The sequence below is a fragment of the Streptomyces sp. NPDC008317 genome (assembly GCF_042955955.1).
Taxonomy (GTDB): domain Bacteria; phylum Actinomycetota; class Actinomycetes; order Streptomycetales; family Streptomycetaceae; genus Actinacidiphila.
Genome location: NZ_JBIBFQ010000003.1, coordinates 309,618 through 324,745, shown reverse-complemented (window position 1 = coordinate 324,745; position 15,128 = coordinate 309,618). Strand labels below are relative to the sequence as shown.

General features: G+C 71.8%; 11 protein-coding genes. 2 read left to right on the top strand and 9 right to left on the bottom strand.

The window, feature by feature from the left end; genetic code table 11:
• Positions 1-5: 5 nt before the first annotated feature.
• From ACFY9V_RS11345 to ACFY9V_RS11325, 5 genes are all read right to left on the bottom strand, one after another.
• Complete coding sequence (locus ACFY9V_RS11345; protein WP_188280096.1) at positions 6-365, bottom strand: DoxX family protein; 360 nt, start codon at positions 363-365, stop codon at positions 6-8.
• 197 nt (positions 366-562) lie between these two features.
• Complete coding sequence (locus tag ACFY9V_RS11340; protein ID WP_188280097.1) at positions 563-877, bottom strand: acyl carrier protein; 315 nt, start codon at positions 875-877, stop codon at positions 563-565.
• A gap of 51 nt (positions 878-928) precedes the next feature.
• Positions 929-2,656 (bottom strand): acyl-CoA dehydrogenase family protein, encoded by a 1,728-nt coding sequence (locus ACFY9V_RS11335; protein ID WP_391160903.1) that lies wholly within the window; start codon positions 2,654-2,656, stop codon positions 929-931.
• On the bottom strand, positions 2,653-4,563 hold the full coding sequence (locus ACFY9V_RS11330; RefSeq protein WP_391160900.1) for an acyl-CoA dehydrogenase family protein: 1,911 nt from the start codon (positions 4,561-4,563) through the stop codon (positions 2,653-2,655). Before ACFY9V_RS11330 ends, ACFY9V_RS11335 begins: the two co-directional genes overlap by 4 nt.
• A gap of 3 nt (positions 4,564-4,566) precedes the next feature.
• On the bottom strand, positions 4,567-6,306 hold the full coding sequence (locus ACFY9V_RS11325; RefSeq protein ID WP_391160897.1) for an AMP-binding protein: 1,740 nt from the start codon (positions 6,304-6,306) through the stop codon (positions 4,567-4,569).
• 500 nt (positions 6,307-6,806) lie between these two features.
• On the opposite strand from ACFY9V_RS11325, the gene ACFY9V_RS11320 reads away from it, so the two are divergent.
• Together ACFY9V_RS11320 and ACFY9V_RS11315 are read left to right on the top strand one after the other, a co-directional pair.
• Positions 6,807-7,541 carry a hypothetical protein gene (locus ACFY9V_RS11320; protein WP_355332681.1) on the top strand — a complete coding sequence of 245 codons (735 nt, stop codon included), beginning with the start codon at positions 6,807-6,809 and terminating at the stop codon, positions 7,539-7,541.
• Positions 7,542-8,151: 610 nt separating this feature from the next.
• Positions 8,152-9,459 carry a methyltransferase gene (locus tag ACFY9V_RS11315; RefSeq protein ID WP_391160896.1) on the top strand — a complete coding sequence of 436 codons (1,308 nt, stop codon included), beginning with the start codon at positions 8,152-8,154 and terminating at the stop codon, positions 9,457-9,459.
• Between the two features lie 381 nt (positions 9,460-9,840).
• Here ACFY9V_RS11315 and ACFY9V_RS11310 read toward each other — a convergent pair whose 3' ends face one another.
• The 4 genes from ACFY9V_RS11310 to ACFY9V_RS11295 all read right to left on the bottom strand — a co-directional run bounded on the left by ACFY9V_RS11310 (position 9,841) and on the right by ACFY9V_RS11295 (position 14,967).
• The gene (locus ACFY9V_RS11310) at positions 9,841-10,047 is read right to left on the bottom strand and encodes a hypothetical protein (RefSeq protein WP_391046484.1); all 207 of its coding nucleotides are present in this window, start codon (positions 10,045-10,047) and stop codon (positions 9,841-9,843) included.
• A 190-nt stretch (positions 10,048-10,237) separates the two neighbouring features.
• Positions 10,238-11,995, bottom strand: coding sequence for a thiamine pyrophosphate-dependent enzyme (locus tag ACFY9V_RS11305; protein ID WP_391160894.1), 1,758 nt, complete (start codon positions 11,993-11,995; stop codon positions 10,238-10,240).
• A 149-nt stretch (positions 11,996-12,144) separates the two neighbouring features.
• A complete protein-coding gene (locus tag ACFY9V_RS11300; RefSeq protein WP_391160892.1) occupies positions 12,145-13,725 on the bottom strand; it encodes a glutamate synthase-related protein in 1,581 nt (526 codons plus the stop codon).
• Between the two features lie 105 nt (positions 13,726-13,830).
• A complete protein-coding gene (locus tag ACFY9V_RS11295) occupies positions 13,831-14,967 on the bottom strand; it encodes a glutathione-independent formaldehyde dehydrogenase (RefSeq protein ID WP_355332670.1) in 1,137 nt (378 codons plus the stop codon).
• Between the last annotated feature and the right edge of the window lie 161 nt (positions 14,968-15,128).

Below are 15,128 nucleotides of genomic sequence, written 5' to 3'. Positions count from 1 at the left end.
CCTCCTCAGACCGCGAACGAGACGATGAAGGCGGCGACGGCGATGGCCAGGAACCCGAGGCAGTTGACCCAGAACTCCTGCTTCAGGAAGCGCGCCCGGATGTGCGCGAACGACGCGCACAGGAAGTAGACGATCACGCCGACGTTCGCGGCGAAGCCGATGCCGTCGTGCTTGATGCCCACCAACAGGCCAACGATGGCGAGGGTCTTGACGACGATCAGCACCCACCACCAGTCCCGCGGCAGGTTGACTCCGTCGAGGCAGACCTGGATGAACTTCGGCGGGCGCAGCGACATCAGGACATCGGAGGCCAGCAGTACCGCGAGCACGATCTGCGGCCACGACGGGCTGGGGCTGAGGTGCATTCTCGTTTTCCTTTGGTTCGGTCGGCATCTGCGGGGGAGGGGGGACCCTCCGGGCCGGAGCGTCCGGCGGTCGGAAGGCGGGGGTTCGAGCGGATGACGGCTGGTGTGCGGGCGGACGACGGCTGGTGCGGGCGGACGGCCGCCGGGGCCGGGCGGAAGGTCGCCGGGTTCGCGTGGGCGGCGGCCGGTGCGTTCCGTCAGGCCGGTTCCGACCGCGGCCCGAGTGCGTCGAGCAGGTACGCCACGAGCGCGTCCACGGTCCTGTGGTCCCACGCCACCGTGGGCTCGACGACCAGGTCGAACTCGTCCTCGATGTCACCGCAGAGGCTGAGCGCCGCCACGGAGTCGAGGCCGTAGTCGGTCAGCGGCGCCGTCGGATCGATCTCGTCGGCGGACAGCCGGGTGTAGGCGGCGACGTGGCCGACCAGCCACCCGGCCAGCGACTCGGCCGTGTGCGGCCGCGGTGTGCTGTCGGGGCGGGGCGCCGAACTGCCGGTAGTCGTGTCGGTCACGGGTTCCTCCAGATCCGAGTAGGGGTTCTTGGTACGGGGCGGCGGGCGCCGTCAACCGGCCAGGGCGGTGTCGTAGAGATCGAAACCGCGGCGCTCGGTGTGGCGGCGCAGCAACTCCTCCCACACCCGCCCGGCGCAGTCGGGGGGCGGCTCGGCGGGACGGCGGCCGAGTCGCCGGACGAGGCGGTCCAGGGCCGCGGCGGCCCACGCCGGGTCGGCGAGGAAGGAATCCCCGCCCCGCGCCCGTGCCCCGTGCCACACGCCGAGCACCGCGGCACCCGCCAGCACCACCGCGTAGCGGTCCGACAGCGCGAAACTCGCGGGCGAGGCCAGCGCCGTACGGTCCAGCGGCGCGAGCGCGAGGCTCTCCGCCTGGAGCAGGCGCAGTTCGTCGGTGAGGTGCAGCGCCAGCGCGCGCACGGCCGCCTCGTGCGGGGTGCCGTCCGGCGCCGTGTCCGCGGCGGCGACCAGCGACGCGCTCAGGCCGTCCCGGTCGCCGGTCAGGGCGAGCCGGTCGAACGGAATCCCCGGCAGATCGGCGCGCGGGTCGAACAGGGCGTCGGGGGCAGGTTCCGTCCTGAACCAGGAACGCCGGGCCAGCCGCGGCAACTGCGGGATGATCGTCGCCTGGCACGCCGCCGCGCCCGCGTGGCCCAGGCTGAGCACCGGCAGGTCCCTCAGGTGCTTCTGGAAGACGCCGAACTCCCCGTCGCGCAGGTAGAACCGGGCGCCCAGCACGACCGAGAGACCGTGGACGGCCTCGCCCAGCAGCGTCGGCACCAGATACTTCACCGCCGAGGCGTAGACGCTCGCCTCGTCCGGCAGCAGGTGCACGGCGCGGGTTCCGACCAGGCAGAGGCAGTCGCTGATGAGCAGGTCCAGGAACGCGCCGCCGAGCGTGGCCCGCGCCTGCGGTATCTCGGCCACCGTCCGCTTGTAGAGGTGCCGTTCCCGCGCGAAGGACACCACCGTGCGCAGCGCCGTGTCCGCCGCGCCCAGCGCCATTCCCGGCAGCGCGCTGCGGGTGAGCTGGAAGGAGCGCAGGGCCACGTCGGCGCCGTGCCCCAACTGCCCGACGAGTGCGTGCTCCGGGACCGGTGCCTGGTCGAAGTCCAGGCCGGACAGCAGGCAGCCGCGTACGCCGACGGTGCCGTAGCGGGGCAGTACGGTCAGCCGCTCGGGCGCCACCTCGGCGCGCTCGACCATCAGCACCGAGTGGCTGCGCGGCCCCGGCGCCGGGTCGGTGCGGCTGAACAGCAGCCATGCCTGGGCCCGTTCGGCGTTGTTGATGACCTGCTTGGCGCCGTGCAGGACGAACGAGCCGTCGGGCCGCACCCGCGCCTCGAACTCGTTGCGCAGGAAGTCGTTGCCGTGCGCGAGTTCGTGGTACGCCACGGAGACCCGGCCGCCGCCCAGCAGGATCTCCGCCAGCCGGGCCCGCTGCCGTGCGTCGCCCTCGGTCCACACGTTGACCGCGGCCATGAACGACGTGACGCCGTAGCCGAGTCCGAGCGCCACGTCCCGCCGGAACACCTCGCGCAGGACGCGTGCCAGCGAGTCGATCCGCTCCAGCCGGCCGCCGAGCGCCGTGGGCACGAATTCGGCGTTGAGGCCGAACGCGTCCAGCAGCTTCTCGCCGTCCGCGGACAGCTCACCGGCCTCGTCGGCCGCCAACAGCCGTGCGTTGCCGACCGGGTTGGCGGGGTCGGCGGGATCGCCGAAGGCGGCGTTGAGTTCGGCGACCCGGGCCGCCACGCGCGCTTCCTGACCGTCCGTCATGTCGCGCTCCCCACTGCCGCCGCCGAAGGGGGTGCCGGTGTCGGCGCGTGGCCGGTCGCGGCGGTCCGGTCGGCCTCCCGCGCGGGGCCGTCAGGGCGCAGCGACAGCGGCAGCAGCGAGACCAGCCGTCCCTGCGCGTGCAGGGCGCCCGCCGCGTCGAGCACGTCGTCCAGCGCCTCGGGGTCCGCCGCGTCGGGCACGCCGAGCGCGGTGAGCAGCCGGGCGAGGGCGGCCCGCAGCCACAGGGCGTCCCGCCACAGGGGCGCCGTCGCGCCCGTCTCCGCCTCGACGTGGCTGTGCGTCCACAGGCCGACGCAGGCCGCCGCGGCGAAGCACAGCGCGAAGCGGCGGGCGGCCTCGAAGGCCGCCGGCGGCGTCTCGGTCTGCGCGTCCTGGAACCCGGCCATCTCCGCGTGCACCTCGTCCACGACGGTCAGCAGCCGCCGTGCGGCGCGCAGGGCGGGCTCGACCGCGCGATCGCGCGCGGCGAGGCCGCGCAACTCCTCGACGCAGTCGGGCAGCGCGGCCAGGACACCGCTGCCGTGGCGGGCGATCAGCGAGAGCCGGTCGACGGCGACGGCGGGCAGCGGCGCGGACAGGCGGAAGGCGGTGACCGCTCCCGGCGCGTCCCCGGTACCGCGCTCGTGGGCCCGCACCAGCAAACGGAACTGGCTGATCAGCGAGTTGAGGTTGACCAGGGTGTTGCCGTCGAAGAGGCCGACGATCCGGTGGTCCCTGTCCACCTTCTGGAACCGGCCGCCCGCGTAGACGTCCTTGAGGAAGGCGCGGGCGCCGAGCAGTCGGGTCAGCGCGGTGACGACCGCCTCGGTACGGGTCGGCACCAGGTACTTGGTGACCGCCGAGACGACCGAGAGTTCCGCCGGGAGGGTCTGCACCGCGCGGGCCACGACCAGCGTCAGCGCCTCGTCGGCCAGCACGTCGGCGGCGCTCTCCGCCAGGGTCCTGCGCGCCTGCGGCAGTTCGATCAACGACCGGCCGTACAGGCCGCGTTCGGCGGCGAAGTCGAGACCGAGCGCGAGCGCGTGGTCGGCGGCGCCCAGGGAGAGCGCCGCGCACATGGTGCGCGTCAGCTGAAGCGCCTTGAGCACCGTCTCCAGGCCGCCCCCGACCTCGCCGACCACGGCGTCGGCGGGGACCCGGGCCCGGTCGAAGGCGATCCCGGAGATGTCCGCGCCGCGGATGCCGTGCGTACGCACCTTGTCCAGGTGCCGGTAGGCGTCGGCGGGCATGTCGCGCTTGTCCACCAGCAGGACGGAGTAGCCACGGGGGCCGCCCGCCGGATCGGTACGGCAGAGCACGGACAGCAGGGCGCCGCGCGTGGCGTTGTTGATCAGCCACTTCTCGCCGCTGAGCAGATAGTCCGCGGCCGGCGCCCCGGTGGGCGAACCGGTGGGCGCGGTACCGGCGGCCGGTGTCCCGGTGGATGCGGTCCCGGTGGCCGGTGTCCCGGTGGACGGCTCCGCGACGACCTCGCCCGCCAGCAGGTCACTGCCGTGGGCGCGCTCGGTCAGCGCGAGAGCGACCGGCAGCCGGGAGGCGATGGCCGCACCGAGCCGACGGGACTGCTCCGCCGAGCCGTTCACCCAGACGCACACCGCGCCCAGATACGTCTTGCCGTGCGCGATCGCCACCGTCAGGTCGCGGCGCGCCACCGTCCGCATGAGCTGCACCAACTGCTCGTAGTCCGTCAGCCGGCCGCCGTGGGCGGCGGGGACGTAGAACTCGTGCAGGCCGAGTCCGTCCAGCAGGTCGCAGAGCGCGGCGGGGAACTCCTCGCGCTCGTCCAGCTCCAGGCTGCGGGCATGGCTGAAGAGCGTGCCCGGCTCCCTCGGATCGCCGAGATCCCATTCCAGCCGCTCGGCGAGGCGGTGAGGTGTGTGGTCCACGGCTCAGCCCGCCGAGGTGACCAGTGGCCCGGCCACGAGGTTGGCCACCTGTTTGTCGAGATCCTGGTGGACCGCGCCCAGCCGGTCCTCCAGCAGCAGCGACCGCATCAAAGTGCGCTGGATCTTGCCGCTGGTGGTCTTGCGCACCGTGGCAGGGCGGACCAGGAGCACACTGCAACTGGCCTGGAATTCGCGGCGGACGTGGGCGCGTACCTCGGCGCACAGCTCCGCCGGGTCCTGCGCGGCGCCGCGGCGGAACTCCTGCACCAGCACGAGGTGTTCCTCGCCGTCGTCCACCGAGAACGCCGCTCCGGCGCCGCCGCGGAAGGCCGGGTGCAGGGACTGCACCTCGCGCTCGACGTCGTGCGGGTAGATGTTCCGCCCGTTGATCAGGATCATTTCCTTCAGACGGCCGGTCACGTAGAGCTGCCCCGCGTCCAGGACGCCGAGGTCGCCGGTGCGCAGCCAGCCCGGGTCCGAGCCCGCCGCCGACACGATCGCGGCGTCGAAGATCTCGGCGTTGGTGTCGGGACGCTTCCAGTACCCGGAGGACACGCTGGCGCCCTTGACCCAGATCTCGCCGACGCCGCCCTCGGGCTGCTCGCAGCGCTCGTCCGGATCGACGATCTTCACACTGAAGTCGGCCGGGTCGACCACGCCGCTGCCGACCAGGTCGCGGGTGCCGCCGCCCCGCGGTGCGTCGCGCAGCCGCCCCTGCTCCAGGGCCGCCGCGTCCACGGTACGGAAGACGGGGTTCTGGTCCGCCCGCACGCCGGAGATCAGCAGTGTGGTCTCGGCCATGCCGTAGCAGGGGCTGACGGACTCGGGCCGGAAGCCCGCGGGCGCGAAGCGCTCGGTGAACGCGCGCACCGTCTCCGCCCTGATCGGCTCGGCCCCGTTGGAGGCGTGCTGCCACTTGCTCAGGTCCAAGGTGGCCAACTGCTCGTCGGTGACCCGGCGCAGGCACAGGTCGTAGCCGAAGTTGGGGCTGCCGCTCACGGCGACGCCGTACTCGCTGATCATCTGCAACCAGCGCACCGGCCGCATGAGGAAGGAGACCGGGGACATCAGCGCGGTCGAGCCGCCGACGTACAGCGAGTGGAGTATGTGCCCGATCAGGCCCATGTCGTGGTACGCGGGCAGCCAGCACCCCATGCGGCTGTCCTGGTGGGTGCCGAGGACGTGCTGGATGGCGAGTTGATTGGCCATCAGGTTCCCGTGGGAGACCATCACACCCTTGGGCTCGCTGGTGGAGCCGGAGGTGTACTGGAGGAACGCCAGCGAATCAGCGGTGAGTTGAGGACTGGTCCACGCGCGTGCGTCGCCCTGGGCGGGGTCGTCACTGGCCAGGACGGCGACGCCGGTCACGCCCGACTCGCGCAGCCAGGCGCTGACGCCGGGTTCGTTGGCGCAGTCGGTGAGCACCGCGCGGACCTCGGCGTCGCGCACGATGCCGGTGAGCCGGGCGGCCTGGTTGCCCTGGTCGCCGGGAAGCGGTGCCGGCACCGCGACCGAACCCGCGTAGAGGCAGCCGACGAAGGCCGCGACGAAGTCCAGGCCCGAGGGGTAGAGCAGGAGCACTTGTCCTGCGACGGCACCGTGTTCCTGTAACCAGGAGGCGATCCGCTTGGCCTCGGCGTCCAGCGCCGCGTAGGTCAGCCGCTGTGCCTCGGCGCCCGGCGTGCTGCCGGGCAGGAAGAAGTACGCGTCCTTGTCCGGCAGTTCAGCGGCATGACGCAGCACAAGCTCGGTGAAATGATTCGGCCTTCGCAAGATCGCCCCCGATCTCAATCTCGCCCACGGCTGAACCTCCAGCCGGCAGCGACCAATAGACGTTGTCGCGATCGGACGGCGCACCCCCGTATTCGGGCGCGGTCGATCGCGGCAACGACACTCAAAAATCTATTGCGAATTCACATCGCTCGGCCCGTGGATCCCCGGGAAGCACTGCGCCGAGCTCTGATTCCTACCCCGTGTCATCAGTCAGATCCGTCGTTGAAGACCGACCTATGGCTGACTGGCGGTCGTGACAGTACCAGACGCCCGAGGCGTGCGCGCCGGTAACGACCAAGCTCTCAACGGGACTTCGTCCATAATGTGCGGTTACCTGCGGGGGAGTCGGCGTCGGGTCGCGGCGGAAGTGAGGCGTGGGGTTCCGGAGTCGGCGGCCGGGCGGGACATTCGAAGCCCGGCGCCGCGAAAACCGGTCGAACGCGTGGTCGGCGCGCTGTTACGGTCTGTGTGTGGCGAAACTCAATCAGATCATCGCGGTCGAGAAGGGCGTCAAGTCCAAGGCGCAGCAGGAACTGACGACCGCTCATCACGACTTGCAGAAGCCCGCGTTGCTTTCCGGGATCTCGCGGAGCTATCAGCCGAAGGACGAGGAGGGCGAGCAATTGCCGCCCGAGTCCACCCGGGTGCAGGTCAAGGCCGAGAATGTGCTGCGGGACACCGCCGCGGCGCTCACCCGGCTCTTCGACGTGACCGCCACCAAGGACTGGGCCAACTGCGAGGCGCGCGCCGATGTCACGGTCGACGGCCGCACCGTCGTCAGCGACGTGCCCGTGTCGTATCTGCTCTTCCTGGAGAAGCAGCTCACCGACCTCAACACCTTCGTGCGCAAGCTGCCGGTGCTGGACGCGGCCGAGGGCTGGAATCTGGACGCCTCCACGGACGCCTGGAAGACCGAGCCGGTACGGACGATCCGCACCAAGAAGGTCCCGCGCAACCACGTGAAGGCCGAGGCCACCGAGAAGCACCCGGCCCAGGTCGAGGTGTACTACGAGGACGTGGCGGTCGGTTACTGGACCACGGTGAAGTTCTCCGGCGCGCTCCCCGCCCGCCGGGTGAACGAACTGCTGGACCGGGTCGAGAAGTTGCAGCAGGCGGTGAAGTTCGCCCGCGAGGAGGCCAACGGCACTGAGGTCACCGACCGGCGCGTCGGCGAGGCCGTGTTCGGGTTCCTGTTCGCGCAGTGACCCCCTAGATCCCCTCCGCCGGAGCGCGGAGGGTGCGCCAGGAGCGCAAAGCTGAAGCTGAAGTTTGTCGTGAACGACGCGGTTCCAGTGGGGGTTCGAGTCCCTCGCCCCGCACCACTCGCGGGGGTAGCCCAAATGGCAGAGGCAGACCGCGATCAATCTCAGACTCTCGCTCCAGACTCAGCAGTCGCCGCCGATCACCGGATCGATCGGCCGCGGGCAAGGTCGTCAGGTGCAGGTTCGAATCCTGTCTGGTCCTCTTTCACGGGCCGGTAGTTCAACGGTAGAACGAGTCGACATCAGATTGACCCGCGGCCTCAAGTGCGCCGGTGTGTGCACGGGGCGGCACTTCGAGGGGCCCGGGGGCTGGACATGCCTCCGGGTCCCGCTCCTTGCCCGCGTGTAGCCCAACGCCCGGCCCGCGGCGGTGAAGGAGCCGTGCCCCGCCAGCTCGGTGAAACCCCCGCGGAAGCGGCTCCGAGGGGGGCCTGGAGGGGGTCCCGAGGGGGGCTGAAGGGGGCCCGAGGGGGGGTGGCCCGACCCCCGTCCGACGCCTCACGGCCACCGGCCGACCGCTCAGTGGTGGCGTAGCGGTTAGCCTGTGAGCACCATGATCCGATTCACGACGCCCTGGGGTGACCTCGACCTCACTCGCTTCCCGCAGGACCCGCGCGACCAACTGCGGGCCTGGGACGCCGCCGACGCGTACGCGCTCCGGCATCTCGCGGACACCCGAGCCGACACGAGAGCCGACGCTCGGGCGGACACGCGGGCCGACGCGCGAGGCGACACCCGCACCGGTCAGCGGGCCGATCCGCCGGGCGACGCCCGCGCCGGTTCCCGTTCCGCCGCGCAGGCGGCCGGCGCGGCCGGCGGGCGTACGGCGGCCGGGTCCGTGGACCTGTCGGGGACCGTCGTCGTGGTCGGTGACCGCTGGGGCGCGCTGACCACCGCGCTGGCCGCGCACCGCCCCACCCAGATCTCGGACTCCTTCCTGGCCCAGGAGGCGACCCGCGCGAATCTGCTGCGCAACGCCCCGGAGGAGGCCGACGGCGTCCGGCTGCTGTCCACCCGCGACACCCCGCCGGACCGCGTGGACGTCCTGCTGATCAGGGTCCCCAAGAGCCTCGCGCTGCTGGAGGACCAGCTCCACCGCCTCGCGCCCGCCGTGCACGAGGGCACCGTCGTGGTCGGCACCGGCATGACCACCGAGATCCACACCTCGACGCTCAACCTCTTCGAGCGGATCCTCGGACCGACGCGTACGTCACTGGCCGAGAAGAAGGCGCGGCTGATCTTCTGCGCCCCGGCCGCGGGCCGGACCCGTACCGCCAGCCCCTGGCCGATCACCTACGCGCTGCCGGACGGCATCGGTGCGGTCTCCGGCCGTACGGTGACCAACCACGCGGGCATCTTCTGCGCGGAACGGCTCGACATCGGCACCCGCTTCCTGCTCCAGCACCTCCCCGTGCGGCACGGCCCGGACCGCGTGGTCGACCTCGGCTGCGGAAACGGCGTCGTCGGGACGGCCGCCGCGCTCGCCAACCCCGAGTCCGCCGTGCTGTTCGCCGACGAGTCGCACCAGGCGGTCGCCTCGGCCGAGGCCACCTTCCGCGCCAACGCCGACCCCGCGACCAAGGCGGAGTTCCTGGTCGCCGACGGCCTGACCGGGGTCCCGGCCGAGAGCGCCGACCTCGTCCTCCTCAACCCGCCCTTCCACTCCCACCAGGCCACCACCGACATCACGGCCCGCCGGATGTTCACCGCCGCCCGTACCGTCCTGCGCCCCGGCGGCGAACTCTGGGTGATCGGCAACCGCCACCTCGGCTACCACCTCCGCCTGCGCCGCCTCTTCGGCACCTGCGACATCGTCGCCTCCGACCCCAAATTCGTGATCCTCCGCGCCACCAAGTCCTGACCGCGCCGCGCTCAGAACGGCTCGAAGGCGGAAGGGGTACGGGATGTGCTCGGTGTCGCCGTCGCTCACGGCGCTCTCCCGCCGCGCGGTGAACATCGCGTTCGTCCTGCGCGTGCGGTCCAGCAACGGGCTTGATCCCCGGGGGTGGAAGACGACGAGTTCGGCGGAGACGACTCCGCTGCCGTAGGCGTCGAGGAACGCGGTGAAGTCGCCGGGCAGCGCGGAGCCCACGTACTGCTCGACGTCGCGCCAGCCCTCCGGATCCGGCCGCCGGTGCGGGGGTTCGCCCAGCAGGGACCGTAACTCATCCAACGACGACATGCGCTGCTCCAAGGCCGGTGCGGCGGTGAGGTGACGCCGCCAACCCAGCGGCGACCGCCGTCAGTCGCTGCCGCTGCCGGACCGGTTCAGGCGTCGGCGCTCCCGCTGTCGCCGGTTCCGCTCGGAGCCGCGCACCAGTTCACCGGCGGCGAGGGTCACCGACGCCACCGCGCGCACCCAGCGGGGCCCGCCGCGACTCGCCCACACCACGCACGCGCACCCGCCGACGACGACCACCAGCACGCCGATCAGTACCAGAGCGATCATGTCTCCCCCATCTCCACGTCGGCCGGCCGGAGTCGGCCGGGCGACACCTCAAAGATCCCACGCGGGAGGCTACTTGGGACGACGGCTCGACGGCACGACGGCACTTACGGCACACGGTTCGACGGTCTGACGGCTCGATGCCCCGATGCCCCGATGCCCCGATGCCCCCGACCGCGCAACGCCGGTGCCCTCAGTGCGAGTTGTCGCCGGAGCTCCGGACGATCTCCTTCATCTTGGCGACGGCGAAGCCCCAGCCCTGCTCGACGGTGGGCTTGGCGGGAACGGCGATCTCGTCCGGGTTGGTGAGGACGTCCAGGAGCACCGGGCCCGGCGCGGCCAGCGCGGTGCGGACGGCGTCGTCCAACTCGTCGGGGTCGGTGACCCGGATACCCGTCAGGCCCAAGGCGGTCGCGACCGCCGCGAAGTCGGGGTTGTCCAGGACGGTGCCGAACTCCGGCAGCCCCGACTGCTCCTGCTCCAGTTTGACCATGCCCAGCCGGCGGTTGTCGAAGACGACGAGGGTGACCGGCATGTCGTACGTCTTGAGCGTCATGAGGTCGCCGAGCAGCATGCTCAGTCCGCCGTCGCCGCAGAACGCCACGACCTGCCTGCCCCGGTCCAGCATCTGCGCGCCCAGCGCGTGCGGCATGGCGTTGGCCATCGAGCCGAGGTTGTACGAGCCCAGGAGGCGACGGTCGCCGCGCATCTCCACGAAACGCGACAGCCACACGGTGGCCATGCCCGTATCGGAGGTGAACACCGCGTCGTCGGCGGCGTGGCGGTCGACCGCCGCCGCGAGCGCCTCGGGACGGATGCCGTGCTCGCGGTTGTCCAGGGCGGAGCGGACGCGGCCGATCAGTCCCTTGTCGTGGTCGGGGGCCGCCAGCCGGGCCTGCCCCTCCCGCCAGGACGCGAAGCGCTCCACGGCCTGGTCCAGGTGCTTGCGGTCACGGGCCTTCGCCGACGCGGACGGTGCGGCGTCCAACCGGACCAGCAGGTCCCGTACGGTCGCGCCGACCTCGCCGACGAGGCCGATCTCGACCGGGACGCGGCGGCCGATGTGGGTGGGCTCGGTGTCGACCTGGACCACGGTGCGGCCCTCGGGATACCAGTCGCGGTAAGGGAAGTCGGTGCCCAGCAGCAGGAGGGTGTCGGCGTCCTGGAGTGCGGAGGCCGCCGCGGGGTTGCCGATCAGACCGGTCTGTCCGACCTGGAACGGGTTGTCGCCCTCGAAGCCCTCCTTGGCCTTCAACGTGAGCACCATCGGCGCCGCCAGCCGGTCGGCGAGGGCCATGACCTGGTCGCGGGCGCCCCGGGCGCCGCGGCCGACCAGCAGGGTGACGCGCTCGGCCCGGTCCAGCAGATCGGCGGCGGCGCGGACGGCGTCCTCGTCCGGCCGGGTGCTCGGCGTGGTGAGCGAGAAACGGGCCGGCCGGTCCGTGGACAGTTCCTTCTCCCCGATGTCGCCGGGGACCGACAGCACGGCGACGCCCTTGCGTCCCAGGGCGGTGCGGACCGCGGTCTCCAGCAGCAGCGGCATCTGCTCCGGCGAGGTGACGGTGGCCCGGAAGACCGCCACATCGCTGAAGAGCGCGTCGTTGTCGACTTCCTGGAAGTAGTCGCTGCCCAGCTCGGACAGCGGCACTTGACCGGCGATGGCCAGCACCGGGGTGTGGCTCTTGGCCGCGTCGTACAGGCCGTTGAGCAGGTGCACCGAGCCGGGGCCGACCGTGCCCATGCAGACGCCGAGGCCGCCGGTGAGCTGGGACTGCGCGCTCGCGGCGAAGGCCGCCGCCTCCTCGTGCCGACAGCCCACCCACTCCACGCCCTCGGTGGTGCGGATCGCGTCGGTCAGGGGGTTGAGGGCGTCGCCGACGACGCCGAAGACCTGGCGTACGTTCAGTTCGGCCAGGGCGTCCACGATGACGCGGGCAACGGTACGGGCCATGATTCCTCCAGCTCAGACGGTGTGGCGGTGTGGCGGTGTGGCGGTGTGGCGGTGTGGCGGTGTGGCGGTGTGGCGGTGGGGCGGTGTGGCGGTGCGGCGCTTCGGGGTGCGGCGCGGTGCGCGGCAGCCGGTGCGCACAGCGGGACGGCTCAGACGGTGAAGCGGTCGGGGTCGGCGGCGGCCCAGTCGGCGGCCCACGAGGCGGGCGGTTCGGCGAGCAGCTGACCGGGAGCCAGCCACTCGTACAGTTCGTCATAGGAGCGGACGGTGTAGGGGTCGACACGCTGGCGCAGCATGTGCGGGCGCAGCTGCGACGGATCGGTGACGCCCATCGACGCCATGATCTGAAGAGCGCTGGCGACGGTGGACTCCTGGAGCCTGCGCACCCGGACGGACTTGTCGCCGACGTCCAGCGCGCGGGCCCGCCGCGGGTCCTGGGTCGTGACGCCGACGGGGCAGGTGTTGGTGTGGCAGCGCTGCGCCTGGATGCACCCGACGGCGAACATCATGGCGCGGGCGGCGTTGCCGTAGTCCGCGCCCTGGACCATGCGCTTGACGAGGTCGCTGCCGGTGGCGATCTTGCCGCTCGCGCCGATCCTGACCCGGTCCCGCAGACCGGCGCCGACCAGCGCGTTGTGCACGGTGGTCAGGCCCTCGGTGAGCGGGGTGCCGACGTGGTCGGCGAATTCCAGCGGCGCCGCGCCGGTACCGCCCTCGGCGCCGTCCACGATGATGAAGTCCGGCGCGGTGCCCTCCTCGACCATCGCCTTGCAGACGGCCAGGAACTGGCGGCGCGAACCGACGCACAGCCTGAAGCCCGCGGGCTTGCCCCCCGACAGCTCCCGCATCCGGGCGATGAACCGGATCAGCTCACGGGGCGTGCCGAAGACCCGGTGGTACGGCGGGGACACGACGGTCTCGCCCTGCGGGACGTCCCGCACCCGGGCGATCTCGGCGTTGACCTTGGCCCCTGGCAGGACGCCGCCGATACCGGGCTTGGCGCCCTGGGACAGCTTCAGCGACACGCACTTGACGCTGTCGTGGGCGGCCTTGTCGGCGAACTCCCCGGCGTCGAAGTCGCCGTCGTCGGTGCGGCAGCCGAAGTAGCCGGTGCCGATCTCCCAGACCAGGTCGCCGCCGTGCCGCAGGTGGTACTCCGACAGGCCCCCTTCACCGGTGTCGTGCGCGAAACCACCGTCCGCCGCGCCCTTGTTGAGCGCCAGGACCGCCTGGGCCGACAGCGAGCCGAAACTCATCGCCGACACGTTCAGCAGCGCCATGTCGTACGGCTTGGCACAGTCGGGACCGCCGATCCGCACCCGCGGCGGATCGTCCGGTACGGGCCGCGGCGCCATCGACGGCACCAGGAACTCGTGGCCCGAGCGGTAGACGTCGAGTTCGGTGCCGTACGGCTCCTCGGCCGCGGTGCCCTTGGCGCGTTCGTAGACGATGCTGCGGGTGTCGCGGTCGAAGGGGCGGCCGTCGAAATTCCGCTCGACGAAGTACTGCTGGAGCTCCGGGCGGATCTTCTCCAGCAGGTAGCGGGCATGGCCGATCACCGGGTAGTTGCGCAGCACCGAGTGGCGGCGCTGCGTCAGGTCGTACAGGCCGAGCAGCCCCAGCAGGGCCAGGACGGCGGCGGCCGTCCACCACCAGGGGCCGACCGCCACGGCGGCGACCGCCGCCGCGACGGCCACGAGCAGGGTCAGGGCCACGGCACCGGTTCTCATCACGTCGGGCTCCTTGCCCGCCCCGATCCCTCCATGCTGCCCGCCGGGTCAAGCTCCGGTCATCGCCGGCCCATGGTCGCGTCGGGCCGCCTTCGCGGCCTTGCGTCAGGGGTGGAGCAGGACCTTCGTCCAGCCGTCGTCGCGCTTGTCGAAGTGCCGGTAGGCGTCGGGGGCTTCGTCCAGCGGGAGTTCGTGGGAGACCAGGAAGGACGGGTCGGCCCGGCCGGTGACGATCAGGTCGCGCAGGGCGCGGTTGTAGCGCAGGACGGGGCACTGGCCGGTGCCCATGTGCTGACCCTTGGTGAAGAAGGTGCCGTAGTCGAAGGCGATCCGGCCGTGCTTGGCGCCCTCCTCGGCGGCTTCCGGGTCCTCGGGCATGTAGACGCCGACCACACCGATGCCGCCGGTGGTACGGACGGCCTTGACCAGGTTGTCCAGGACGAGTTCGGGGTGCTCCTGGCCGGACGGGTCGTGCGCCTGGTAGCCGACGGCTTCGACGCCGCAGTCCGTGCCGCGCCCGTCGGTGGCGTCCAGGATCTGCTCCACGGGGTCGGCCTCGGAGAAGTCGACGGGGGTGGCGCCGATGGACTCGGCCAGGGCGAGGCGGTCGGCCTGCCGGTCGACGACGAAGACCTGGGACGCGCCGCGGATCAGGGCGCTGTGCGCGGCGAGCAGTCCGACGGGTCCCGCGCCGAAGACGGCGACGCTGTCCCCGGCGCGCTGGCCGGCGAGTTCGGTGCCGTGCCAGCCGGTGGGGAAGATGTCGGAGAGCATCGTGAACTTGGCCTCGTGCTCGTCACCCGCGGGCAGTTCGAGCAGGTTGAAGTCGGCGTACGGCACGCGGAGCAGTTCGGCCTGGCCGCCGTCGTACGGGCCCATGTTGGCGTAGCCGTACGCGGCGCCGTCCATGCCCTCGGTGGGGTTGACGCGCTGACAGAAGGCGGTCCAGCCGTTCACGCAGTTGCGACAGCTTCCGCAGGCGATGTTGAACGGCACCGACACCCGGTCGCCGGGCTTGATCCGGGTCACCGCGGGCCCGGTGTCCTCGACGATGCCCATGTTCTCGTGGCCGAGGATCTTGCCCCGCTCGACGGTCGTGCGGCCCTCGTACATGTGCAGGTCGGAGCCGCAGATGTTGGTGGTGGTGATCCGGACCAGCGCGTCGTTGGGCTGCTCGATCCGCGCGTCCGGCGCATCCTCGACGGAGACGTCGTAAGGGCCGTTGTAGACCAGCGCTTTCATGTCGTCGTTCCTTTCGGGAGCGGTCGAAACGGAACAATCACCCACAGAAGTGACAATCCCCTACTGTCCGCGTACCCGCGTCACATGATTGACACGTGTGACGGGGGGCCCGAGAGCGGGAAACTTTCCGCGACGGCGTCGTGACGCCACGCGTACGCCGG